The organism is Verrucomicrobiales bacterium (genome assembly GCA_016793885.1).
Lineage (GTDB): Bacteria > Verrucomicrobiota > Verrucomicrobiia > Limisphaerales > UBA11320 > UBA11320.
In genome coordinates, this window is the sequence record JAEUHE010000138.1 from 21,402 (window position 1) to 47,203 (window position 25,802).

A 25,802-nucleotide genomic window follows, 5' to 3' on the forward strand; every position below is an offset into this window, starting at 1 on the left:
CATGTCCGATAAGCTTACAACCCAACAGATCTGCGCGCTCCGTGGTAAAGCGCAAACCATGGATGCGGTCATCAAGGTCGGAAAACAGGGGCTCACTCCGGGGTTCCTCAAAAGCGTCGACGAGGCGCTCAATCAGCACGAACTGATCAAGGTGAAGTTCGCCGATCTGAAGGATCAGAAGCGTGTTCTGTCCCCTCAGCTGGCCGAGCAAACCCAGAGCACGCTGATCACTCTGATCGGCAATGTGCTGGTCCTTTACCGCCAGCAAACAGACCCCGCCAAACGCAAAGTCGCCCTCTGAGCCGGAGCGGAGCGCAGACGGATGGGGATGGATCCGCAAATCCCCGATCGTGTCTCACGTAAACCCTCCGCTTTGTGTACTACGCCCTGCTGGTGTAGATTTCAGGCGTCGAGATACTGCTTAGGTTCACGTCCTCCTGTGTGGGAAGGACGTTTGTTGTGAGCGTTCCAGAAATGGAAACGGGGTATCCTGGTTGTGAGTCCAGGATACTTCTTACGAGTGGGTAATAAGCACTTCTTGACCAGGAGCCCGCAGCTTGCTGCGGGCTCTTTGCCTTTGGGGCGAGAGACTGAGCTACCTCGGCTTGGGAGAGGCAGCCACCATCATGAGCCTCCGGCCGAAAGGATACACGACGTCCTTCTGGTGCAGCACCTCCAAACCGGCCTGCCAGGCGAGCAGAGGGTAGTTGTGTGAAAAGGTCAGCTCCTGGCCGGCGGGACGAGAATGCAATTCCTTGGCTAGGCTAAAGTCTTCATCCAAGGGTTCCACAATGGCGACCGCTGATGGTGCCGCCGTCGAGCCGATGAGCTCGAACAGCCGTTTCACACGGGGCTCGGTAAAGTATTCCAAGACACCGCCGTGCGTGCTCACCATAAACCCGGGCTTGGCATGAGCCTCCAGCCAGTTCAAACCGTCGTCCGCCACAAAGTGCAGGCGCGAATCGCGATACTGTTCCTGGGTCCGGGCCGTTTGACGGATGGAAACATCGATGCCGGTGAAGGTTTCAACCTCCGGAAAGGCCTGTGAAAGATAGTTCAATACCCTTCCGTTGCCCGAGCCGATCTCGCAGAGCTGTCGAAACGTGTTGGGGCGATCCGCCATCAACTCGCGCATCCAATCGATGATTTCTGAGTGGTGACTCTGGAGATGTTCCAGACCTCGCCCCCGAATCTGGTCGAAAAAGCGATCGGCTTCCTGGCTAGACCAATAACGGCGATGCAAATCCTCCAGCTCAGATTGGTTGGTCGAAAGGACCGCGCGGCGGTAGACCGCGGCCTTGATGAGACGCTGCCAAATGGTCTCGGAGGCAAAGATCTGCTCAGATTGCTGGATCGCCTTGGGACGCAGCCAAATCACTGCTTCCCCGAGCAGGGCTCCGACGGTCTTGCGAAAACTGAGATGGTTCACACGATTGGATGCGACGTTGCAAAGAAACAACCATCACCCGAGGCAGAGGCGAAAACATTAGGCGGCGCTGCCAGGATGACTCATTCATGTTGGATCGAGCCGAAATCCTCACTCGAGAATCATCGGGTTACGTCTAACCGACAGCCAAACTAGGCCACTCCAGAACTTCGAAGTAATTGCAATATGGCGCAAAGGTTGGGCTTGTCAAACGAAGCTGCCGCGAGTCGGGGAGAAGCGGCAAAAAGTGCCCAAACGAGATGCCGCAGAGGTAGCGCCAGGGTCGGCTCCAGCTTCGCTTTCTCTGATCCACGCAGCATGAACCTCCGAAAGCCAAGCACCCTCTTGATGATTCAAACACCGCCTCCACCGCTGCAGCCCAGAGATGAGGCTCAAAGCCGGACTCGCCTCGGGTGGGGACAAGTCGGACAGGTTGCTAGCTTGAGACTTCGGCGGCTAGCCGGCGTCCCAAGGCAGCAGGATCTTCCTTCGAGCCCATGCCCCGAGCCCGACGAGGTTGACCGTTCAGGTAGGAGACCACTCGCATTTCGAGACCTCCGGCGCCGATCTCCGCCAAGGCCGCGACGGCGGCCTGACAGCCACCGCCCATGGCGTTCAAAAAAGCTCGCTCCGCCGTCACGCACACTTCGGTATCCACATGCGTCAGGGCAGCGCAGACCGGATCGAGCAAAGCATCCCCCTCACGCACCTCGATGCCAATCGCCGCTTGGCCGACGCATGGGATCATTTCATCGACCGCCAGATAGCTCGCTCGAACTTGCCCCGCTGGCACCGGTTCCTTGTCGGCGGGCCCACCGCTCAGACAATCCGACGCATCCTGGGTGAACCCGAGCCGACGCAGCCCTGCCGCTGCAAGCAGGGTGGCATCGACGTCCTCCTGCTCGAGGAGCTTGCGCAATCGGGTGCCCACGTTACCTCGAATGGGAACCACCTGAAGATCGGGCCGCAGCTCTTGTAACTGAGCCGCGCGGCGGGTGCTGCTCGTGGCCACCGTCGCTCCCTTAGGCAACCCGGCCACCGTGAGACCAGGAGGAAACCCGCGGTGAAGAGTTCCTTGGCCAGAACGATAGAGAAGCACGTCGCGCGCATCCTCCCGACGTCCCGCGGCGCCGAGCTTCAGTCCTTCTGGCAACGACGTCGGCAGGTCCTTGAGGCTATGCACCGCAAGATCCGCCTCCCCGTTCAGCAAGGCCACCTCCAGCTCTTTCGTGAACAGACCCTTGGGCAGCTCGGTGTTGGCGAGGGACGCTGTTTGGAGCTTATCGCCGGTCGTCTTGAAAATCCGGATCTCAAAGGATCGATCCGGAAAGGCGGCACGGCACTGCGCCAGCACGGCGTTCGCTTGAACCAAAGCCAACGCGCTGCCTCGGGTGGCGATGATCAAGGGTTTGGAAACAGTCATAGGTTCAAGGTCAAACGAAGCATCTCGCCGCGAATCACTCAGGACTCAAGGCCGGCTGTGTCCCCGGGGCGGGATGCGCCGGACGGGCTCCGGTCAACAGCGCGTTGGCTTTCTCGCGTATGATCTTCAGACAGGCCCCAATCTCCTCCTGGCGCTGCTTCAGGTAGCCATCGGCGATGCTCTGCAGGTCATCCACGTTGTACAGATACACGTTGTCGAGGTAGTTGACCTCCGGATCGATGTCGCGCGGCACCGCAATATCCACTAACAGAAGCGGCCGCTGCTCCCGCAGCCTCATCAGCGGCTCCAGCTTGGATCGATCCAGAATATAGTGGGGAGCGGAGGTGCTGCTAATGACGATGTCGATGTTGTGGAACTCGGCGTCCCACCGTTCGAAGTGAATGGCTCGCCCGCCCAACTCCTTGGCCATCGCTTCTGCGCGATCGAACGAGCGGTTCGAGACGAGCACGCTGCGCGCGCCGCGCGAGAGCAGTGCTCGGGCCACCTTCTCGCTGGTATCCCCTGCCCCGATCACCATGACCTGACGATCTGAAAGCGACTCAAAAATCTTCTCGGAGAGTTCTACGGCAGCCGAGGCCACCGAGATGCTCCCGCGCTGAATCTGAGTTTCGGTGCGCACCTGCTTGGCAACATTGAACGCTCGCTGGAATGCCTTGTTGAGCTGACTGCCGGTGTAGCGATGCTGCAAGGCGAGATCGTAGGCCTTCTTCAACTGGCCCAGAATCTCGGTCTCACCCAGAACCATGGAGTCAAGACCGCAGGCGACCTTGAACAGATGCTCCACGCTCTGAGGCGCTCCAAGTCCGTAAAGCTCGTCGTTCAACGAGGAGGAAACCTGCCGCTCCGCCAGGAGAAAGCGCCGCAGCTCCGGAATCGCCTGCCTCGCTTCCAAGGAACTCGCGACATACAGCTCCATCCGGTTGCAGGTCGAAAGGATCACCGCCTCGTCGGCCAAACCCTGCGTGCGGAGTCGAGCAAGCACTTCCGGGATCACCACCTCCGCAAAGGCCATCTTCTCCCGCACCTCCACGGGAGCGGTGTGATGACTCAGTCCTATGACGTAAATGCCCATGGGATGCTTAAGAGGGTGCCACCGGGTTGCCGGGCCCTGGTTGGTGCAGTCCAGATAGAAGGTAAAAACCCCAGAAGGTGAGAATCACGAAAGCGAACCCCCCCACAGCACCCAAGGCAAAGCGACGGCCGCGATAGCCAAATCGATGGGTCATCACCGTCAGAATGCCATACATGAGCCAAACGCCTCCCGACCAGATGATGGTCGTATCCGGCTTGAAGTAGACCCCATGTCGCTCCTTGAGCCAGAGCGCGCCAGAAACCAAACCAGCGGTCAGAAGACCCAGCCCGACCTGCATCAAGCGACGCGTGATCTGCTCCATCCGTTGGATGGGAGGCAGACGGTTCATCATCGCCCGCAGCTTGTTTCGCTTAAGGTCTCGATCCTGCATCAAGTACATCCACGCCGCCACCGAGCTTAAACCGAAGGCTCCCGAAGCCAGGAGGATCAGAGCCGCATGCAGACTGTGCATGCCCCCGGAGAAATTGGGATGCTGCGGCTGATACGGAGGATCCAACGAAGGCATCAGGGCAAAAACACCGATGCCCAGAAGAATCGGGGAGGCAAACGCCCCTAGAAAACGCACGCGCGACCAGGCACCAATGACCAGATAGGTCGTCACGATCGTCCAGGCGATAAAGATGGTCGCTTCGTAAAGATTATTGATCGGACAGCGCTGCAGCGAGAACCCGCGACTCGCCATGGAAAACGTGTGTGCAACCCAGCCCATCAGGAGCAGGAGGTAGTTCACCCGGTTGTCCTGGCGGAAACCTCCTCGCAATAAAAAGATCGAGTACAAGGTGCTGACGCCGTAGACCGCTACGGCAATCCAGAACCAACCTCGATCGGTGATCGGCATAGGGTAAAGCTAAGGGCTTGGCCAAGAGGTGCAAGCGTGCATTTGAGGTGACAGGCACCCTTTTTTGCTGAAAGCGCGTGGGAATTTGTACACCCGCAGGTAGGGGGGAAGGTGGACGCGATGTGCCCAGAGTGGACAAATCGACTCAATCGTCAGCATTCGAATCCAGAACGCTCTTCCTTATTGCTTCCTCAGCAGGAGTTTGGACATTCTTCCGCCGACTATGGTCGGCCATTCGATTCTCTTTCAGAAACCCGCGGTCTTAGCACCGATTCCCATTCCGTTCTTTCCCATGTCCTTGGGAAACCGGGCCTATCAGCAGGCGGTGGCCCGCACCAGCCAGCGCGCCACTGTCGAGGTGGCTTTGGAACGCAACCAAGGCTATGTCAGCCGGCATCAGACAGAGATCCTCCTGAGCGGCCCGACCGCTGACACGTTGCTGTATCTGGATCGGTGGCTAAAATCCCTCCTGTGGCAAATCGGCGGCTGGCGAATCTGGCTCAGCGCCCCGGACGAGATTGGAGCCGAGTTGCAGCGACGCTACTCCGCCACCGGTGAGCGTGCTTTCGACACGCAGCTGATGGAGCAATCCTACGACCAAAAATTTCGTTTCGAGCGGGTATCAGCCGCCCAACTGCCGCCCGCTAAGGAGTGCTCCACCATCCTCGGGGGGCATCTCGACGGATGCCGTATCGGCTTCGATCTCGGAGCCAGCGACTACAAACTTTCAGCGGTTCAAGATGGAAAGGTCCTCTTCACCACCGAAATTCCGTGGGATCCCCGAGTGCAACCCGATCCCGAGTGGCATTACCAGAAAATCCAGGAAGGCTTGAAGCTCGCCGCCAGCCACCTGCCCCGCGTGGATGCGATCGGCGGAAGCTCCGCTGGCATCATCCTCGACAACGAGGTGCGCGTGGCGTCCCTCTTCCGCAGCGTCCCGCTCGCGCTGTTCCGAGCCAAGGCCCGGACGCTATTCAAGCGACTGCAGCGCGAATGGAATGTTCCGCTGGAAGTCGCCAACGATGGAGATGTCACCGCTCTGGCCGGTGGCATGTCGCTCGGACTGAAAGGCATTCTGGGAGTCGCAATGGGCTCCAGCCTTGCCGCTGGATGGCTGGACGGCAGCGGCCGAATCCTGGGTTGGCTCAACGAACTCGCGTTCGCTCCCGTGGACTACCATCCGGACGCCCCGATCGATGAGTGGTCCAAGGACCGGGGATGCGGCGTTCAATTCTTCTCTCAACAAGCGGTGATCCGCCTCGCCAACGTGATCGGAATCACCCTTCCGCCGGGCCACCCCGCCGAGCAGCTCAAACATGTCCAGGAGCTTCTCCAGAAAGGCGACGCCCGCGCGGCACAGATCTTCGAGTCCGTTGGCGTCTACTACGGATACGCCGTAGCCCAGTATGCTGATTTCTACGGACTGGAGCACGTGCTCACGCTCGGACGCGTGACTTCCGGAGCGGGAGGCGACCTTCTTTTGGATCAGGCTCGGAGAGTTCTGAAGACCGAGTTTCCCGAACTCGCCGCCCGCATCTCACTGCACATTCCCGACGAGAAAAGCAAGCGCCACGGCCAGGCAGTCGCCGCCGCCAGCTTGCCCCTCCTGAACTCAAAATCTTGATCCATGAAGCTTAGCCAGCCCACCGCCGATGTCTTCGTTCCCGACCAGGTACCCCTCGACCAGGCCCTGGCCCGAACCACTCATCTCGCGATCGGAGCTCACCAGGATGATCTCGAGTTCATGGCCCTCCACGGCATTTTGGAATGCTACCAACGAACGGACCGCTGGTTCACCGGTGTCACGGTAACCGATGGGCGGGGCAGCTCACGGATTCAGGAATACGCCAGCTATTCGGATGATCAGATCCAAGCCGTGCGACGCCACGAGCAGCGCAAGGCGGCGTTTGTCGGTGAGTACGCCGCCGCCATCCAGCTCGACTTTCCCAGCTCCGCCGTGAAAACCCCGGATTCGGGACGGGTGGTGGCCGACCTTCGCGAAATTCTGTCGCGGGTCCACCCCCAAGTGATTTACACCCACAACCTCGCCGACAAGCACGACACGCATATCGGAGTCGTGATGGCGGTCATCGAAGCCCTCCGGACGCTTCCTCCCACTCAGCACCCGCAAAAGCTCTATGGCTGCGAGGTCTGGCGCGACCTGGACTGGATGGTCGATGAGGACAAGGTCCTGCTCAATTGCAGTCCTCGTGAGAATTTGTCCGCTGCGTTGATGGGAATTTTCGATTCACAGATCAGCGGAGGCAAACGCTACGACCTCGCCACTCTGGGACGGAAGCGGGCGAATGCCACCTATCTGGCCTCTCATCACAGCGACAATGCCAAGATGTTGGAATACGTGATGGATCTGACTCCCCTGATTCAAGATCCCCAAGCGGATCCAGTCGCATTCATTCAGAAACATCTCGACCGATTCTCCAAGGATGTGACGACGAGAATCCGCCGTCGATTGCCCGCCTAGCAGCAAAGGACCAAAAGGACGCCACGTCTGAAGGGACGCAGAGAAGAGCAGTTCCAGAGAAACCCAAGACGGAAGTTTCAACCACGGATCTCTCGGTTGCTGTTCTGCTGAATTCCCTCCGACTCCGTGTGTTCTGTGTGTTCCGTGGGCAAAACTCTTCCTTGGAGCGACCTGTCTCCGCCGTCCCGAGCGCCTAGGTCTGCCACGTGAGGTTACCGACGGTTTTGCGAAGCGAGAGGGCGATGGGAACAACTCAGAAAAACGCCTGATCTTGAAGGCGTTTCGGGTCCATAAACCGGCGAATAACTGACCAATAACTTTTCCTTCAAAATCCTCTTGCCCCCCACAAAATATTGGGCATACATTCACCACCCGCCCCCACTAATTGGGGTTACCCTGCGGTTAGCGAGTTGTTTACGCATTCTGTAGGGTGGGAATTTTTTGCCGTACCGCCCGTAATTCAGCTTAGTTCTCAGCTCAGTTTTGTCCGTGGAAGTACCTGGATTTGAAATGAATGCCTGCATCCGCTCTGCCCGGATGTAGAGCAAAGGATAACCGTTAATAGTTTGAAAAAGAATCTCGCCATGATCGATGCCCGTGAAGATGTACTCGCCTCCGCCCCCTCTCGACGTAAAACTGGCCGCGTGAGTGTCCCCCGCTCCAGTTCTAAGAAATCGGCCCGTAAGACGCTCCGCGTGGAACGGGTGTTCAGCAACCCCAAAGTTCAACCGTTCGATGAGATCGAATGGGATCGCCGCACGGCCGAGATTACGGACGATGCGGGCAAGGTCATCTTCAGTCAGTCCAACGTGGAGGTGCCCAAGTCCTGGTCACAGCTCGCAACCAAGGTGGTTGTTTCCAAATATTTCTACGGGGAGCAAAACACTCCCGAGCGAGAGGTCTCGGTCAAGCAACTGATTCACCGCGTCACCCGCACCATCGCCGATTGGGGCATCGCTGACGGTTACTTCACCAAGCAGGATGGCGAGCTGTTCTACCAAGAGTTGACCTGGCTGTGTGTGAACCAATACGGCGCCTTCAACTCCCCCGTCTGGTTCAACGTCGGGCTGCATCATCAATACGGCATCGGCAAGCGTTCCGACAAAGGCAACTGGTTCTTCAACCGCAAGTCGCTCAAGTCCGAACGCGCCCCCACCCAGTACGAGTATCCCCAATGCAGCGCCTGCTTCATCCAATCGGTGGATGACAACATGGAGTCCATCATGAACCTCGCTTACAGCGAGGCCATGCTGTTCAAGTTCGGGTCCGGCACCGGCACTGACCTGACCCCCATCCGCTCCAGCAAGGAGAAGCTGAGCGGCGGCGGTCGCCCGAGCGGTCCGCTGTCCTTCCTGAAAGTCTACGACCAGGTGGCCAACGTCGTGAAGTCGGGTGGCAAGACCCGCCGCGCCGCCAAGATGAACACTCTCCGGGACTGGCACGGAGATATTGAAGAATTCATCGACGCGAAGCAGAAGGAAGAGAAAAAAGCCTGGGCTCTGATCGAGCAGGGCTATGACGGCTCTTTCAACGGCGAGGCGTACGGCAGCGTCATGTACCAGAACGAAAACCTCTCCGTCCGGGTCAGCGACGAGTTCATGAGCGCGTCGACCGAAGGGCGGGAATGGTGGACACGCACCGTCACGGGCAATAAGCAGCTGCAGAAGAAGGACGCCTCCCGACTGCTCGACAAGATCGCCGAGGGCACTTGGATCTGCGGGGACCCTGGTCTCCAGTATGACGGCGCCATCAACAAGTGGCACACCTGCAAGGGCACCGAACCCATCCACTCCACCAACCCCTGCAGCGAGTACGTGTTCCTCAACAACACCGCTTGCAACCTCGCATCGCTGAACCTCATGAAGTTCAAGCGCGAGAACGGAACCTTCGATGTGGCTCGGTTCAAAACGGCCGTGCGCCTGTTCATCACGGCTCAGGAAATCCTGGTCGACAACGCCTGCTACCCCACCGCTGCGATCGCCGAGAATTCGCATATCTTCCGCACGCTGGGACTCGGCTATGCCAACCTGGGCTCGCTGATCATGAGCTACGGACTGGCCTACGACTCCGATGAGGGGCGCGCGCTGGCCGGGGCCATCACTGCCATCATGACCGGTCACGCCTATCAACAATCGGCTGAACTGGCCAGCATCATGGGAGCGTTCCGCGGTTATGAGGATGCCCGCTGCGCTGGCGTCAGCAAGCCGGCCAAAAAGAACAACATCGACTCGATGCTTGAGGTCATCGCACTGCACCGGGCAGCGGCCGACAGCATCCAACCCAGCCGTGAGTTCAACTATCTGAAGGACGAAGCCAAAGCGGCGTGGGACGGCGCCTTGGCCCGCGGCAAGGAAGTGGGTTATCGCAACGCGCAGGTTACGGTCTTGGCCCCCACCGGCACCATCGCCTTCCTCATGGATTGCGACACGACCGGAGTCGAACCCGACATCGCCTTGGTCAAATACAAGCTGCTGGCCGGCGGCGGCATGCTGAAGATCGTCAACCGCACCGTGCCCGAGGCCCTCGAGCGCCTCGGCTACTCCGCCAATCAAGCCGCCTCCATCGTCGCTCACATCGAGAAATACGATACCATCGAGGACGTCACCGGGGACGACGGTGCGATTATCACCAGCGGCCTCAAGTCTCAGCATCTCTCGGTCTTCGATTGCGCCTTCAAGGCTCATCGTGGGGTCCGCAGCATCCACTATCAGGCCCACTTGAAGATGATGGGCGCGGCTCAGCCCTTCATCAGCGGCGCGATCTCCAAGACAGTCAATCTGCCCTCGGAGGCCACGGTTCAAGACATCCGCTCCGCCTACATCGAAGCGTGGAGGATGGGACTCAAGTGCGTGGCGATCTACCGGGATGGCTCCAAACGCTCCCAGCCGCTCAACACCAAAAAGACCACTGAGGGTGGGGAGAAAGTCTCAGCCGCCGCGACCAATGCGTCCCTGGAAACGCGCATCCTGGAACTCGAGACTGAAGTCAGCCAGTTGCGCCAGGAAGTCGGCCAACCGCTCCGCCGTCGCCTGCCGGAAACCCGCATGGCGGTGAACCACAAATTCGAGATCGCCGGGCATGAAGGTTACCTCACCGTGGGCCTGTTTGAGGACAACCAACCAGGCGAACTCTTCGTCACCATGGCGAAGGAAGGTTCGACCATCGGCGGCTTGATGGATACCATCGGCGCCCTGACCAGCATGTCGCTGCAATACGGCGTGCCCCTGGAATCCTTGGTCAAGAAATTCGCTCACCAGCGCTTCGAGCCGAGCGGTTTCACCCGCAACCCGGACATCCGCAACGCCTCGAGCATCATCGACTATGTGTTCCGCTGGATGGCCTGCCAGTTCATCCCGGGATATCGCGAGCAAAACGCTCCCAAGATCCAGCCGGAGCTGCCCATCCCGGGCCTGGAGGACGCTGAAAAAAAAACGGTTAATCGGCCGGTAGCCGAGCTGCCCCTGGCGGAAGACAACGACGTGATCTCCGTAAGCTCATCGCGGTCCACCCCGACGGCCATCAAGCCGTCCCGACCGGGCAATGGACACGCCCTGACGCTGAGCAGCACCTTCGTCAACCAGCACGACGCGCCGTCCTGCCCGAACTGTGGTCACATCGCCGTGCGTAACGGCGCTTGCTACAAGTGCATGAACTGCGGCGAGAGCCTCGGTTGCTCCTAAGCACGCGGCTCAGCCAACCCAGCCCTGACCGAGGGCATCGAACTCAAGACCAACGGCCGGAAGCGCTCGCTTCCGGCCGTTCGCTTTCCCCGCCCCGCCCCGCCCGCTTTTGATTGTCCAATTCCGTCCCGAGGTGCTAAGTGATTCTCCATGCAACTCACGTGCTCCGGACCAAACGCTGCCAGAATCCTCACGGCGCTGGTGCTGATCGGCTCCCTACTCCCCATGAACCTTCAGGCGCACTCCGAGATCTCCCTGACGCTTCGCTCCCGCGTCCGCTCCAAATCCAAAGCGGCGGATGGCCCAGCCTTCCAGCAGCGCGAAAAGAAGGCCCGATGGAAGGCGAACGAAACCGCCATCATCATTTGCGACATGTGGGATGACCACTGGTGCCGTTCCGCGGCTCGCCGTGTCGTCGAGTTGGCGGGCCCCATGAATGACGTCGTCAAAACCGCGCGAAGCCAGGGAATCTTCATCATCCACGCCCCCAGCAGCGTGGTCTCCTTCTATCAGAAAACGCCGCAGCGCCAACTGGCGTTGAAGGCTCCCTTTGCCAAGACCCCCAAACCTCTGTCGGCTACCGATCGCTGGGGGACCGCCTGGTGCTGGCCCGACCCCGACCATGAGGGAGCACTGCCGATCGATGATAGCGATATGGGTTGCGACTGCCCTCAAAAATGCACGATCCGCGAAGCGTGGACCCGCCAGATCGCCAGCCTGGAGATGGGTCCCGACGACGCCATCACGGACAACGGCCAAGAGACCTACAACTTGCTCCAAGCGCGCGGGATCAAGAATGTGATCCTGATGGGCGTGCATCTGAACATGTGTGTGTTGGGCAGGCCCTTTGCCATTCGTCAGATGGTGAGGATGGGTAAGAACGTGGTGCTCATGAGAGATATGACCGATACCATGTACGATCCCCGTCAGTATCCCTACGTAAGCCATTTCCGAGGCACCGAACTGATGGTGGAACACGTGGAAAAGTACTGGTGCCCAACCATAACCAGCACCGCGCTGACGGGCAAGGACCCGTTCCGATTTCGTGAGGCTCCCTGAGTCGCGGGATCGCTATGGTCTCCGTGACCGACCGAGGACTATACTGCGCTGCGGGGGATTTCTATATCGATCCGACCCGAGGCGTGCCGCGAGCGATCATCACCCATGCCCACAGTGATCATGCTCGCCCGGGCTCCGCGAGTTACCTCACCGCGGCGGAAGGTGTCGGCGTATTGCGGCAACGACTCGGCCGAAACCCCAGCATCACCGGAATCCCCTACGGACAGAAGATTCACTTCCACGGAGTCACAGTCTCGTTTCACCCGGCGGGCCACGTGTTGGGATCCGCCCAGGTCCGGCTCGAACGCGGCGGCGAAATCTGGGTCATCAGCGGCGACTACAAGATCGAGCCAGACCCCACCTGCACGCCCTTCGAACCGGTTCCCTGCCACACCTTCATCACTGAATCCACCTTTGCACTCCCCATCTATCAATGGGCTCCCTCAGCCGAGATATTCGCCGAGATCGGCGAATGGTGCCAACGGAACCAGGCGCGGAACCGGATGAGTCTCCTGTTGGGATACTCGCTCGGCAAAGCGCCGCGTTTGCTGGCCAGCCTGCCGAGCGGATGTGGGCCCCTCCTGGTGCACCCCTCGGTGGAAACCTTTCTACCCCATTACCAAGCGGCCGGGGTAAGGTTTCCAAGCTATCAGAGGGCAACCCGTGCCGCAATGAGGGCAGCTCGAGGCAGCGGTGTGCTCATCGCCCCTCCCCAGTTCGTAGGCTCCGAGGATTTTCAAGAGTGCGGCGACACGGAAATCGGAATGGCTTCGGGCTGGATGCTGCCACGGGGAAAACTACGTAGGTCTTCCGGATTTGCCGTCTCTGATCATGCCGATTGGCCGGGACTTATCTCGGCTATCCGCGCCACCGGAGCCGGGCAGGTCTGGGCCACCCACGGATACACCGCCCCGCTCGTCCGCTGGCTGCGGGAGAACGGCTATGCGGCGGAAGAGATCGCACCGGTGAAACGTCGAGCCGCCCCCCCAACGGACCTAGATGAGACCGCGAGGGAGGATCGCGAGCGACCATCGTGAAGCGCTTCACAACACTCATCGATCGCCTGGAGACTTCCCCCTCCGAGGAAGGCCGCCTGAGCACCTTGCTCGACTACCTGCTCGCCGTTCCGGCTGACGAGCTGAACTGCGCCATTTCCTTTCTGCTCAACGCGGCCGCGATCCCGCGTGTGCTCAATCAAAAGCAACTGCTCAACGCGGCCGCCCAAGCGGCCGGCCTTCCCGAGTGGCTGTCGACGGCTTGCCGCGACGAAGTCGGCGACATCGCTGAGTTGACGGCCTTGCTGGTGCCTCGGGCCATCCGACCGCAGTCCGCTACCCTCACCACGCTGCTCCCCAAGTTTTACCTGCCGCTCCGCGGGCTCGATCACCCAGCGCAACAGGCTTTTCTCCATTCCGCATGGCAGGAACTGGACCTGGCGACCCGACGGCTCTGGCATCGGCTGCTCCTCGGCGGCCTCCACGTCCGGCTCAGCCGGAAACAACTCGCCACTGCGCTCTCGCACCGATACGGGATTATTGTCCCGCTGGCTCTCCAAAGGTTCGAGACAGCGCCATCTTTCCCCACGATCCCCGATTGGCTGGCGCGGCTGACGGCTCCCGCCTCCAGCGAGGAAGCACTCGGCTGGCCAGTGCCGTGGGCACAACCCGGCGAATGGTCAGGACTAAACGATTCCGGGCGGTCGGAGCGAGACTGGCAATGTGAGTGGGTGCCCTACGGACGACGCGTGCAATTGGTCCGCCGAAGCACTGTCACGTGGGCGTGGTCGGCCGATGGCGATTTGCTCAACCACTCACTCCCGAAACTAATCGATGCCGCCCACTCGCTGGAGACCGGTTTGGTTCTGGAAGGCGTTTGGGTGGAGCATGCGCCCGAGCTACTGTCGGGCCGATCCACCGAGGCTCTTGCCGGACAATTCTGGGTCCAGGATGTCCTGGAGTATCGCGGATCGGATCAACGTGATCGGCCGCTGAGTCAACGGAGTGAATGCCTAACCCACCTCCTAAGCCACGCGGCCAAACAGGCCCCGATGCCGCCGCAACGACGCGGGAATACATCCGGGGAGGAACGGGAGGAGCAACCCGAACTTTTCAGCGGCGCAACGCCATCCCAGTCCGAGCCCGAGCCAGCACTCTTCCGCCGCATCCCAGCCCTGCCATTGGGGGGCTGGGACCGAATCGCATCCGCGAGAGCGGAGGCACAAGCGCGTGGCTATGCCGGAATTCTGCTCCGGTCCGAGCAATCGCTTCATCCTGGCAGCCAACGCTGGCATCCACAGGATGGCCTATGGCTGCCGAACAAGCGCAGACACTGCACCGCCGTGCTCCTGTCGGTCCAGGTTGGGGACGCGGGATCAGATTACTCCCTGGGGATCCGCCACGAGGGAGGATGGCTGCCCATCGCGCGGATTCGCGAAGGGATCCCGGAGGGCGAGCGCGCGCAGGTCCTGCGTTTCATCCAGGAGCATACCACTCAGAAATTCGGGTCCTCGCGATTGCTCCGTCCAGCGCTCCCGGTCCGACTCAGCTATGACTACTCGATGCCCTCGCGCCGCCACAAAGCAGGTTTGAAGCTAGTGGGGGCACGCTGGGAGCACCTGCTTCCCGAGACAAGCTTAACGGCATGCTCCAGGCTGGAGGAGGTTGAGGGGCCGTGCAGGGTCCCTTAGCCGATGGCTCGCGGGGCGGCTTTGGCGGTGGGCAATGATCGCACGAGTTTTACCAAGCGCTGGCAGGCAGGGGAAAGCTCGCGATGCCGATAGGCCATGCCTACCACCAACGGTGGAGGTGCCGGCCGCAGGGGAAGAACCTTGAGCCGCGCGCCAGCGAGGCAGGACAGCGACGAGGGCACGATCGCTACGCCGCGTCGGGCCTCCACCGCTGCGATCAGACTGGTTGCACTGTCATGCGACTCCCCAATCGTGGGCCTCTTTCCCACCGACTGGAACAGTTCGGCCAGCATCTGATGATACTCCGGATACTCCTCGACGCCGTACACCACCAGCCGCTCGTGAGCCACCTCCTCGAGCGGGGCCCATTTGCCCGCGGCGAGTCGATGCTCCCGCGGCATAGCCACGCAGGTCGGATAGCGACACAGTTCCTCGAACACCAGGCTCTTGGGAAGCCGCTCCGCCAGCTGAACCATCAAGGCGACCTGCAGCCGCCCTTCCATCAATTCGCGAAGCATCTCCCCCGTGGATAAGTCATGCAGGATAACACGAACTCCCGGGGCCTCGTTCTGATAGGCGTGCAGAATCCGCGGCAGCAGCTCCACGGTGAGGGACGGGGCATAGCCCAGATGAACCTCGCCACGCTCCCCGGTTGCGAACGCGCGGACCACCCGCTCAGCCTCCTCCAGACGCAGGAGGACGGCACGCGCCTCCGCCAGAAATGCCTCGCCTGCAACGGTGAGGCTGGCGCCCCGCGGGCTGCGCTCCAGCAGCTTCACGCCCAGCGCTTCTTCCAGGTCGTTCACCTGGCGACCCAAGGCAGGCTGAGCCACCCGCAGCCGCTGAGAGGCCTTGGTGAAGTTCTTCGCCTCCGCAACAGCGATAAAGTAGCGAAGATGTCGCAGTTCCATCGCGCCACTATGCCCAAAAGGCATGACCATGCGAAGATCAAAGTATTGGCGGTCTCAGGTAGCCTGCGATACATGAGAGGGGTGACCATGCCCGGTGGCACCAAGCCCCGGGCGATCGAGAAAGACGAACACTATGATGACTCTTCGAAAATCGGAAGACCGGGGCCATGCCAACCATGGCTGGCTTGATTCGCGGTTCAGCTTCTCGTTCGCGGACTACCACGATCCGCGGCACATGGGATTTCGCAGCTTACGGGTGATCAACGATGACAAGGTGAACCCCGGCGGCGGCTTTGACATGCATCCTCACCGGGACATGGAGATCATCACCGTCGTGCTGGATGGAGCTTTGGAACATCGGGATTCGATGGGAAACGGCCGAACCATCCGTCCGGGTGAAGTCCAATACATGGCAGCTGGAACCGGGGTGATGCACAGCGAGTTCAACCCGTCGTCGTCCGATCCCGTTCATCTGCTGCAGATCTGGATCCTACCGGACAGGAAAGGGGCGAAGCCCACTTATGCGGAGCGTTCCTTCCGGGAGGCTCCGGCAGGCCAGCTCAACTTGGTGGCCTCGAAATCGGGACGAGACGGATCGCTGAGCATCAACCAGGATGCCGATCTTTTCGTCGGGCGCTTCCAGGGCGGGGAAACCGTGGCTCATGTCCTTCGAGCCGGACGCCATGCCTGGCTGCAGGTTGCGACCGGCGAGTTCAACGCGAACGGCAACAAGCTCTCCACGGGAGACGGCCTGGCGCTCAGCGATGAATCGGAGCTGAAACTCACCGCCCAGACGCCGGGGCAGGTGCTGCTCTTCGATCTGAACTAAACAGGAAACTCAACATGCGCCGCATCCTACAGACCACAGGCCTGATCCTCGCCCTGGCAACACTGACCGGGTGGATCGCCACCGGGTCCAACCGAGGCTGGACCAAAACCAGCGTGGAGAGACGGATCCTGGATGAGGTGACCGGGCAGGAAGAAATTCGCTACGAGAAGGCCTTTCTGCCCGGACTCGATGTCCTGGCGCCGGCGCTCCTCCTCTCCGCCGCTCTCGCCGGACTCTCTTTTCTATTTCCAAAACGCAAATCAACTCACTAAATCTAACCCAGCACTATCAAATCATGAAAACACTCGTACTCACCGCGCTGTCCCTGACCACCCTCTCCGCCAGCCTCCTCGCCGCGCCGCAAACCTTCGACTTTAAAGACCCCAAGGGCGTCAACAACGTCGTCTTCAAACTCGATGCCCCGCTGGAGGCGATCAACGGCAGCGCCAACGGAATCACCGGAACCATCTCCTTTGATCCAGCCGATCCGGCCAGCGCCAAAGGTCGCATCGTCGTGGCCACCGCTTCCCTGCACGTGCCCAATCCCGTGATGAAGGAACACATGCTCGGCGAGCAGTGGCTGGACGCGAACAAGAACAAGGAAATCTCCTTCGAGGCAAAATCCATCACCGACGCCAAAACCACCGGAGATGTGACCACCGCGAATGCCACGGGGACCTTAACCATCAAGGGCGTTTCCAAGGAGGTTACCGTCCCAGTGAAGTTCACGTATCTCAAGGACAAGCTGGCCGCCCGAACCAATGGTCAAATGAAGGGAGATCTCCTCGTGCTCCGCGCCAACTTTAGCGTGAAGCGCACGGACTTCGGCATCAATCCGAAGGCCCCGGAGGACAAGGTGTCGGACACGATCGACCTGACCCTCAGCATCGCGGGTTCATCTCCACGCTGATACTCCTCGCCGATGTGCAGGGCGAACGGCGGTGAACCGAACAACAGCCCTGGCGGGCACCCTGCAGAACGACATTCGAACCCCGACGACCTCCCCGGAGTCAGAGGTGATTCAGCAGAACAGTAACTTCAGTCGGCTCGGCCACTCGCCCCGCACCCGCGGTGGGGGTTGCGGTCTCCCCTCAGATCCGTGTGGTCCGCGTGGTCCGTGGGCAAAATGTCCCCGTTCCCAAGGCTTCCACACCTGCCAACCGCCGTGCCATCGCGACGGCGGTGATTGCTAGAGCGCTCGAACTCGGAAGAACTCATGAGGCTCGCTAACCGGAACGGTGCGCTCGACGACACGAGCCACCGTTCCGGGTTCAAGCTGAATGCGAGCACGCCAAACGCCGCTCGCCACGTCGGAGGTCGATTCGATTACGTAGCCGCGACCTGAGGCCACCAGGAATCGAAGCGTCAGGCTCGCGCCATCCGCCGAAAGGCGGACGGGTTCGAACCGCATTCCGCTGGCAGGATCGCGCGGCAGACTTCCCAGCTCGTACTCCTCACGATTGGTTAGCCCGTCGTTATCCGCATCCAGCAGCGCATCCAAAGCATCGTTGGGATCCAGCTGGTTCTCCACCTCCCACACATCGGGCATGCCGTCGCCATCCGAATCCGTACCCGGGAATCGGTCCCCCGGTGTTGGCGCAGCGGCGAACCAGGACAGCGGGTCGTTCGCAAATGCGACAGGACTTCCTCGTTGAAGGGAAAACCCGCTCCCCGAAGCCCCCGAAGGCCAGGGAAGGCCGTTGAGATACTCAACTCGCTCGACCAAAACGTCGTTCCAGGTCCCGTCGCTGGTCCGGTCCGGCCGCCAGAGGGTCACCGTATCACCCGTGTTGTTAAGCTTGCCTGAAAACGGCCCGAGCACTTTCACCACCGAGGGAACAGAATAGCGTTGGCGGAACTCGGCCAAGAGGCTCGGATCCTGAAGCGGATCGAAGGCCACGATGATCAGCGATTCGCCCACCTCCAGACGCGAGCCCAGCGGAAACTCAAAATCAATCCCACCTCCCACGCGCCATCGATCGTCCACCTGGAGGCTGTCTCTCAAGCTGACGGAACTTCGACTGACATTCCGCAACTCCACGAACTCGCCAATCAGGTCGCTCCCACCGCTCGGCGGGGCTGGATGAAACAGGATTTCGCTCACCATGACCGGCCCCAGGCTTGGCGGACCGTTGGTTGCCCCCGTCCCGGCACGAAACTCCTCAACCGTCCCAGGATTGTCTCTCCCAAAGGTCCTCTCGGCCTGCGCGACAAATTCCACGCGCCCACTGCGGGCCAGATACCGACCGAAGGAAACATTCTGACGCTGTGCGCCGAACTCCGCAAAGGCTCGGTAGCCAGTCAGCTTTCCATCCACCGAGGCCGACAACAGCACCTCATCCCCTCCCGAACTCAACCCCATCGCGATGGCGGCCAACTCCGGGTTGCCAAAGGTGTCCTCGTAGAGCACGGCGAATCCTCGGGGTCGAATCTTCATCGGTGACGGCACACGATACTTTTCCAAGAAACTTCGATCATCACTCAACCACCAGCCGCCAATATCGATTTCATCATCCGTTAAGTTAACCACCTCCACCGCGTCTTCGAAGGGAAGCGCGGTGTGGGTCAGCACCTCGTTGATCGCGACCAACGGCGATTCCCGCCAGTTTGACTCTCCAGGAGAGGCGGTACCGGCGAACCGGGTCCGGGTCTCCGCCCCGTCGGGAAAGCGCCCCTCGCTAATGCCCTGGGCCTGAACTGCGAAGGTGATGCCGTCGATGAGCGCGCCAGCGGGGGTCGAAATGCCAATGGCCTCGCCCGCTCCGCGCAGGGAAAATCCCAGATGATTCGCACCGGCCGAAACGTTTCCATCGGCCACCAACTTAATCCAAGCGTTCGTGCCGAATCCGAGGAACGACAGCGGCGGCAGGGTATGTTTGGTCAGATTTGCCAAATCATCACTTAAGCGCAGACCCGAGAGTGAAACCGGCAGCGCTCCCGGATTGTAGACCTCCAGCCAATCGTCCTCGCCCGGGACCGGATCCGCTAACCATTCGTTGATTCGAAGTGCCATCGAATCACCCAACGCCGGCAGCGGCGTATTCGGGCTCAGGGGAGTGGGCGTGCCAAGCTGCCAGTTGGTGCCTCCATCCGGCACCCGGCCGATCGAGAAATCGGCAGCCTGCAGTCCATAGGTGACCGCGTCCCGAAGCACCCCGCCTTGCTCCGGCTTATCGAAAAGGTAGATGGCCCCGCCGGAGGCACCCAAGTTGAAGCTCGCGACCGTCGCCGACGCTGCCAGGTCCGAGTCACAGAGGATCCGGAGATAACCTCCCGCTGAGATGAGGGTGCCAGGGTGGAACACGAAACGAAGCGGCTCGCGGGCATCGTCGCTCAGGCTGAAACCTTCCAAATCGATCTGGTTGGTCGTCCCGTTGTATAGCTCCACCCAGTCCGGGGTTTTCCCGTTCTCCACCAGACCCGCGTTGCTGGCCAACACTTCGTTGATCACCAAGGCTCCCCCTTCGGACGTTGGATTCGGAGCGGCTGGATTGGGACCGCCCGGGGTCGGATCCGAGAACCTGCGGATCAAACTGCCTCCGCTCGGGCTTCGGCCCTGAGACACGTTGGGAAGCTGGGGTTGGTAATAGGCCAAGTCAATCAGGACCAGGTTGGGATGGAACAACCCGATCTGCCCCCCCTCGCTGGACAACGAAAAGCTCAAGTGGTCCCCGCCGGAATTGGTCTGGCCATCGGCCAAAAACCGAGTGTGCGAGCCGCCCGCCAAAAAGCTCAGACGCGGGAACAGGTGTCGACGCACATCACCCACAATCTTGTCGCTAAGGAAGAGGTTTCCGAGTGCCACCGGAAACGGCTCCGGATTGTAAAGCTCCACAAAATCACCTTCAAAAGGAGCGGTTCCAAGCGCCAACCACTCGTTAATCCGAAGAGAGTCTACCGCGCCCAGGGTCGCGGCGCGATTCACTGAACCGAAAGTCGGCTGACAGAGCACCCATTCCCCGTCGCCATCGCGGCCCAGGGACAGGTCTTCAACCTGAAGGCCAAACTGGACCGAATCCAAGAGCTCCCTGCCCTTACCCAACGAATCGAAGAGATAGAGGGCATCTCCATCCTGAGCGAGGTTGAAACCTAGGTAGAGGCGATCGGGAGAGTTGCCGGTGCCGCCAGACAGCACCAGAAACTCGCCGGGATCAAGAGCCACCCCGTCGGGAAAGATAAACTTGGAAGGACTGGTGACCTCGTCGGACATCGACATCCCGCCCAGGTTCAGGCGAACGGTTCCGCCGTTCCTCAGCTCCACCAGGTCAGGCGTTTGGCCATCCGGCAACAACGTTCCTCGGTTGGCCGCCAAAACCTCGGAGATCTGAAGGGCGGAGCTTTTGGGATCCACCACCCAACTTCTGGAGATCGATACCGAGGCGTCCTTACCCAACAGCGCTTCATTCTGATCATACCCGCTATCCCGACGTCCGATCGCCTCAACCTGGTGGTTACCCTCGCTGAGATTCTCCAAAACGAGCGGCTGGTCGATCCCGATCAGTTCACTCCACGACCCACCGTCGAGACGCCACCGGTAATGAGTGAATCCCGAGCCGAGAGGGAATCCGGTTGCGGGTATGCCACTGCCCTGGCGGTTCGGTCCAAAGACCAGCCGTGCGCGGCGCTCAGGGGTTCGGCCCCAGGGCTCTCCTGAGATGGAAACGCCCGGGGAAATCACCGCGCCCTTGTCGCGTCCGTCCGGCCCGGTGCCCCTCGCAGGCGACCCAGGCATCAACGAAACCCAATCCCACAAAACTTGCGCTGCCGTCCAATTGGTCACAAAGGAGGTATCCAAGCCGACGATGGATCGTCGAAACTGAGGATCGCCACTCGTGTTGGCCCCGCCCGGACCCGACCAAGGTAGCGGCATCAGGTTATTGGTGAACGTCACCTGAGCGATCCCCTGCGTACGAACGAGCTTGGTGATGTCGGCGAGAATATTGCCTTCCAGGTAAATCCCGGCCCCCAGACCAGTGCCCGGGTCAGCGAGAACGATCACTCCGCTGTCGGTATCTTCCCCTCCGGCGGGCGTTTGTTGAATGATCGTGTTGTTCAGCAGGGTGTAGAAATTCCCCTGCTTCGCCAAGGCAGCATGGTCGACATCGTAGATCAGATTGCCGATCACGGTGATCTCAGAGGTCTGCCCGTTCCCTGATCCTCCGCTCACCGCGCTGGCGCTATCGGGAGAACCGTTGCGATGCGCGTGCAGGAAGATGTTGCCTTGCACCCACGCATCGGTTCCATCCAGGTCCAGGATATCATCGCCCGAGCCCGTGAAGACGTTATTGATGAACTCCACGATCGGACCGGGGCGGGATCCTCCGGTGAAATCCACGACATCATTGTAACCATTGGCTGCACCGAAAAAGTTACGTAAGAACAGCCCCCGCCCCCCAGCTCGTATTCCCCCGGATCCATGAACCGGTTCAAAGGGACGGGTCGCGGTCGGGAATACGCTGTCTTGCACCACGAAAGAGGATCGGTCCAGTGAGAGATATTGGCGATCCGTCGTGCGAAACTCGACATGATCCATGAAGAGATCGGCATCGATGGAATGCACTCCGATATCGGAATTTCCCTCCAGAACCAGGTACGCAAGCCGAGTCTGCGGAGAATCCGAGGCTCCCAAGATGCGGACCCCACCCCATTTATCGTGTCCGGGACTCCGGGTAAGATGGATCCAGGAGTCCGGCGTTCCTTCCGCCAGCAAGCGCCCACCAGGCTCCACCACCAGACTCGCGCCGGGCTCCCAGTACACTGTCGTGCCGGGCTCGATCCTCAACTCGGCCCCGGCATCAACCGTTACGGTGTTCGTCACCTGATAGGGCCCTGCGGCAGCGCTCCACACGGTCGATGCCTCCAGGCGCCCGCCTACCAGCGAAGATTCCAACCGATCATACCAAACCTCCAAATCAGTGCTCGCGAAAGCCACCTGGTTGGAGTTCAGAGACTCAATCCGGATCCGGTTCAGCCCCGGTTGAAGGGTGACCGTACGAAACCATCGGGCTTCCCAGGCGGAGCGTCTCGCCAGTTCACCCTGAACGCGAACGCTCCGGGTCTCGATGGCATGCGAAAGACCGCTGAGAGCCAACGTGGAGTTGGTCGTGTACGGGACCCCGTTGGACAGGGTCCGCAGCGAATGGGTGACCGAAAGGGCGAGCGGAATCTGCGCGAGCGCGGCCAGACGCCGCCGGGCCGCATGATCCTTGATGCGATCGAGAGTGGTTTGAGAGGGCCCGTTTGGCCACTCCTCGGTGAGCTGATCCACCAAGGAGTTGAGCCGGGACGGATGCATCACCGTATCGGCCACCCGCTTGACCTCACTAAAGAACAACGGGACGAACGTTTCGTTGGTCAGCAGCCGTTTCAGCAAGGGCACGTTCGACGCGTTTCGTCCGTTACTATTGGGCGGGTTCAACATGATGAAGAGCGAAGAGTTGGTCTGGGTGGGATAGGAGGTCGTGGTATCCCCCTGCCCCAGGACGGTATCATAGTCATGACCGATCAGAACGAACCGACGATCTTTCTCTCCCCGGTAGAGAGCATAGTCATCACCTCGTCCGTTGAAGAGCGAGGTCTCACCGAAGTTCAGCAACGTGCCCACCGCGAAATACCGCATCCACATCAGCACATCGATTTCCGTCGGAATGGCTGCGTTGAACTCAGCCTCCGTCGCCGTCTCGCTAAAAGTCTGAGTGAGGGCCATCAGATCAGACCAATCGTTCTCGGTTCCATTCGACGCCTTAAAATATCCCCGGGCGAGGTAACTGGACGCGTTGGTTCCCTGATAGCTCAAATCGGCGTTGTGCTGCCCCGTGGATGCCCGATAGACATTGCCACCGCCATCGTTGGGAAACAGATTTTCAGCCATGCCTCCCCCAACCGGCTCCACCAGGATGAACGCTCCGTAGCCGGCTCCACCGCGCGATCCCCCGGTGCCTGGCGCCGTGATGGGCGAAGGATTGACGCCATTCATCCGATACTGAACGAGGTAGGCGTCGGACCCAGGCAAGCCTGCCTCCCGGGCGATCGCACCGCCTATCAACTGCGAGTGCACGTATTGACTGTTCAGGTTGATCGCGTCGACCCCCTTCCAGCGCCGATCATTGGGGATGTTTAGTCGGTTGTTCGGCGGAGTCTGACTTCTCGATCCGGCGCCGCGCACCCGAACCCCACACAGGTAACGAACTTCGGTCTCATTGCCAAAGGAACTGATGAAGGTCGCGTTCATCTGAGCATCGCCATTGCGGTTGACCGGCGGAAACCCGGCACGTTCTGTGCCGGTCATGATCGCTCGAATCGTGGGCATGGAGGGGGTATCGGTCTCGTCCGACACCTGAAACAACGCGTTGGCCAAAGGTGCGCTCAGCCCATTGGTATCCCAGGCGGGTGCCGGCCAAATGCGAGTCAGACCGGCCAGGTCACTCGCCTCGATAAAGAACTCGATGATCGTGCCGTTGGTCATTGGCGGCAGAATCGCGCCATAACGCCCATCCAACGCTTGGCCGTCGCCGTGCTTACCATCGTCGGCCATCGGCAGACTCAGGAAGTCGCCCGGACTTCGCCCGGTGTGGTCCCGATAATGCACCGTCACGGCCGATTCCGCGTCGCCTTCCTCCCCCAACACCCGAGCCGAGATGGTCACCGGTTGATCAGGAAGCGGCAGGGCAGGAGCATGGGTGGCATCCAAGATCAGCGGAGCGACGTCCGACGTCAGAACGGAATTCGGCCGTCCAGGGGTGCCGCCGAGATCTCGGCTGGCTGCCCAGTTCTGACCGAATCCATTGCCCAGCCCTGGCTGGATCAGCTCCAACGAGGCCCCCAAGCCATCCGCCGCGCTGGCCCAGGACCAACCCGTTGCTCCGTTGTCCACCACCTGACGGCACCAGACCTGCCCCGTAACGGGGCTCGTCGGATTCCCGGGCACACTGATGCGGAAGGAGCTGGGTTGGATCCCGGTGGGGGTGAAGAATCCATTGTACTCCGGCTGATCTGCCCCCGTGATCAACAGTAGATCTCCCGTCGTATACCCATGTCCGAACAACTCCACGGTGGTCTGGTTACCAGAGCGGGTGATGTTCCCGACCCGCACGGGCCCGCCACCTCGCTCGCGTCGCGCCCAGTCTCCCTCGGTGGCATAATGCACCTGGTTTACAGTCGTTCCTCGTGCGTCCACCAATTCCAATGTTTCGTCCGTGTTCGCCAGGGTCCCCACCCATCCCCCCACCATATTGGTGACCCCAGGATGAATTTCACGGAAGCGTTCCGGATCCGCAGCCACCACCAAATACCCGCCCGGCGGCACCGCTACCGAAGGGAACTGAAAGGATACGCCTTTCGAAAGTTGAAACCCCGCCAATGATACGGCATTGGAGGAGACGTTGAGCAGTTCGATCCATTCCTCCAACCGATCCCCATTCAGCGGATTGAACTGAATCTCATTGATCAGAAGAGTCGACGCGATCGGGGCTCCGGCCGCCAAAACAGGCGGCGTCAACGAGGCCGACGGAAGGAATGAAAACGCGAGGATAAGCAAAGAAATCAATGCCGGCTGGAGGCTCATTTTCCGCATAAACGCAATAGATCGATCTTAGGCTACCATCACCAAGGACTTCTCATCTGGCAAATCGAAAGCCATTCCCTGAGAGAAGGATAAGGAAGGCGCTCAGCACGACCTGCAGATTCCGTACCACACATCCGCCAGAACTCAAATGAGTTCTGTAAAACCCGATGCCGGCCTGAAACCATGAAGGACCATGGCGCCAGACTCCATCTGGGGTCCGACCAGAGCCGCATCACCTGCAAGGAGTGCGCGTTCAAGGACCGCCGGCGTGCAGCTTTTGCGCAAGCGATCCACGCCGCCAAGGAGCGGCGAGACTGGGAAGCAGATCGTCGAGCCTCTCCCAACGGGATAGCGCCTACCTGGGTTGGTCCTTGGTTTCGGACCTCGTTCGGGCTCAAACCCGCAGGGTTCCTAGAGATGAGCCGGGGGTGCTGGAACCCCCGGAACTAATGAAATTACGGAGTATCGCGCAGCGATGCCTCGGGCGTCTGAAGCTTACGTCACCCTTACTCAAGAAACGAATCCGTTCGTGAGTCCAATCGTCTAGTCTGCATTTTTGGAGGTAAAGCTGACAGCCCTCTACCGCTAGGTCCCCACGCGTGTGATTAAAAGTGGGTGAGGTCAGGGGATCCCGGCTACGCCGGGGGACGAAAGCGGTAGAGGTCTCTGAGCATTACCCACAAGTTCGGAGGGCTTCCTCCCTATCCCAACGGGATTGCGCCTCAAAGCCCAGGGTTGGGAGGAACGAGCTACCCTGGGGAAAACGCCATAGAATCCACAACCCCATCGTG

16 protein-coding genes are annotated in these 25,802 nt (G+C 60.3%); 10 read left to right on the top strand and 6 right to left on the bottom strand.

The window, feature by feature from the left end; genetic code table 11:
* The first annotated feature begins 1 nt into the window (after window position 1).
* On the top strand, window positions 2-301 hold the full coding sequence (locus JNN07_15465; GenBank protein ID MBL9169138.1) for a YhbY family RNA-binding protein: 300 nt from the start codon (window positions 2-4) through the stop codon (window positions 299-301).
* A 294-nt stretch (window positions 302-595) separates the two neighbouring features.
* Here JNN07_15465 and JNN07_15470 read toward each other — a convergent pair whose 3' ends face one another.
* The 4 genes from JNN07_15470 to ccsA form a co-directional block, all read right to left on the bottom strand.
* Window positions 596-1,429 (bottom strand): methyltransferase domain-containing protein, encoded by an 834-nt coding sequence (locus JNN07_15470; GenBank protein ID MBL9169139.1) that lies wholly within the window; start codon window positions 1,427-1,429, stop codon window positions 596-598.
* Window positions 1,430-1,862: 433 nt separating this feature from the next.
* The gene (gene hemC, locus JNN07_15475) at window positions 1,863-2,849 is read right to left on the bottom strand and encodes a hydroxymethylbilane synthase (protein ID MBL9169140.1); all 987 of its coding nucleotides are present in this window, start codon (window positions 2,847-2,849) and stop codon (window positions 1,863-1,865) included.
* 34 nt (window positions 2,850-2,883) lie between these two features.
* A complete protein-coding gene (locus JNN07_15480; protein ID MBL9169141.1) occupies window positions 2,884-3,942 on the bottom strand; it encodes a glutamyl-tRNA reductase in 1,059 nt (352 codons plus the stop codon).
* 7 nt (window positions 3,943-3,949) lie between these two features.
* Window positions 3,950-4,801: a cytochrome c biogenesis protein CcsA gene (gene ccsA, locus JNN07_15485; protein MBL9169142.1), complete on the bottom strand. Its 852-nt coding sequence runs from the start codon at window positions 4,799-4,801 to the stop codon at window positions 3,950-3,952.
* 223 nt (window positions 4,802-5,024) lie between these two features.
* Between ccsA and JNN07_15490 the strand changes: the two genes are divergently transcribed.
* The 6 genes from JNN07_15490 (at window position 5,025) to JNN07_15515 (ending at window position 14,708) form a co-directional block, all read left to right on the top strand.
* The gene (locus tag JNN07_15490; GenBank protein ID MBL9169143.1) at window positions 5,025-6,425 is read left to right on the top strand and encodes an ROK family protein; all 1,401 of its coding nucleotides are present in this window, start codon (window positions 5,025-5,027) and stop codon (window positions 6,423-6,425) included.
* A gap of 3 nt (window positions 6,426-6,428) precedes the next feature.
* Window positions 6,429-7,283 (top strand): PIG-L family deacetylase, encoded by an 855-nt coding sequence (locus JNN07_15495; GenBank protein ID MBL9169144.1) that lies wholly within the window; start codon window positions 6,429-6,431, stop codon window positions 7,281-7,283.
* A 584-nt stretch (window positions 7,284-7,867) separates the two neighbouring features.
* Window positions 7,868-10,963: a vitamin B12-dependent ribonucleotide reductase gene (locus tag JNN07_15500; GenBank protein ID MBL9169145.1), complete on the top strand. Its 3,096-nt coding sequence runs from the start codon at window positions 7,868-7,870 to the stop codon at window positions 10,961-10,963.
* A 150-nt stretch (window positions 10,964-11,113) separates the two neighbouring features.
* Window positions 11,114-12,022: a hypothetical protein gene (locus tag JNN07_15505; protein MBL9169146.1), complete on the top strand. Its 909-nt coding sequence runs from the start codon at window positions 11,114-11,116 to the stop codon at window positions 12,020-12,022.
* A 14-nt stretch (window positions 12,023-12,036) separates the two neighbouring features.
* Window positions 12,037-13,059 carry a ligase-associated DNA damage response exonuclease gene (locus JNN07_15510; protein ID MBL9169147.1) on the top strand — a complete coding sequence of 341 codons (1,023 nt, stop codon included), beginning with the start codon at window positions 12,037-12,039 and terminating at the stop codon, window positions 13,057-13,059.
* Window positions 13,056-14,708 carry a hypothetical protein gene (locus JNN07_15515; GenBank protein ID MBL9169148.1) on the top strand — a complete coding sequence of 551 codons (1,653 nt, stop codon included), beginning with the start codon at window positions 13,056-13,058 and terminating at the stop codon, window positions 14,706-14,708. Before JNN07_15510 ends, JNN07_15515 begins: the two co-directional genes overlap by 4 nt.
* Here the strand turns inward: JNN07_15515 and JNN07_15520 are convergent.
* Complete coding sequence (locus tag JNN07_15520; protein MBL9169149.1) at window positions 14,705-15,619, bottom strand: LysR family transcriptional regulator; 915 nt, start codon at window positions 15,617-15,619, stop codon at window positions 14,705-14,707. The genes JNN07_15515 and JNN07_15520 overlap by 4 nt on opposite strands.
* Before the next feature lie 133 nt (window positions 15,620-15,752).
* On the opposite strand from JNN07_15520, the gene JNN07_15525 reads away from it, so the two are divergent.
* Genes JNN07_15525 through JNN07_15535 form a run of 3 tightly spaced genes read left to right on the top strand, consistent with a single transcriptional unit; the run spans window position 15,753 to window position 17,358 of the window.
* Window positions 15,753-16,448 carry a pirin family protein gene (locus JNN07_15525; protein ID MBL9169150.1) on the top strand — a complete coding sequence of 232 codons (696 nt, stop codon included), beginning with the start codon at window positions 15,753-15,755 and terminating at the stop codon, window positions 16,446-16,448.
* Between the two features lie 14 nt (window positions 16,449-16,462).
* Window positions 16,463-16,720 carry a hypothetical protein gene (locus JNN07_15530; protein ID MBL9169151.1) on the top strand — a complete coding sequence of 86 codons (258 nt, stop codon included), beginning with the start codon at window positions 16,463-16,465 and terminating at the stop codon, window positions 16,718-16,720.
* A gap of 23 nt (window positions 16,721-16,743) precedes the next feature.
* Window positions 16,744-17,358: a YceI family protein gene (locus tag JNN07_15535; protein MBL9169152.1), complete on the top strand. Its 615-nt coding sequence runs from the start codon at window positions 16,744-16,746 to the stop codon at window positions 17,356-17,358.
* A 279-nt stretch (window positions 17,359-17,637) separates the two neighbouring features.
* On the opposite strand, the gene JNN07_15540 is transcribed toward JNN07_15535, so the two are convergent.
* Entirely contained in the window at window positions 17,638-25,011 is a 7,374-nt protein-coding gene (locus JNN07_15540; protein ID MBL9169153.1) for a lamin tail domain-containing protein, read from the bottom strand.
* Window positions 25,012-25,802: the final 791 nt, after the last annotated feature.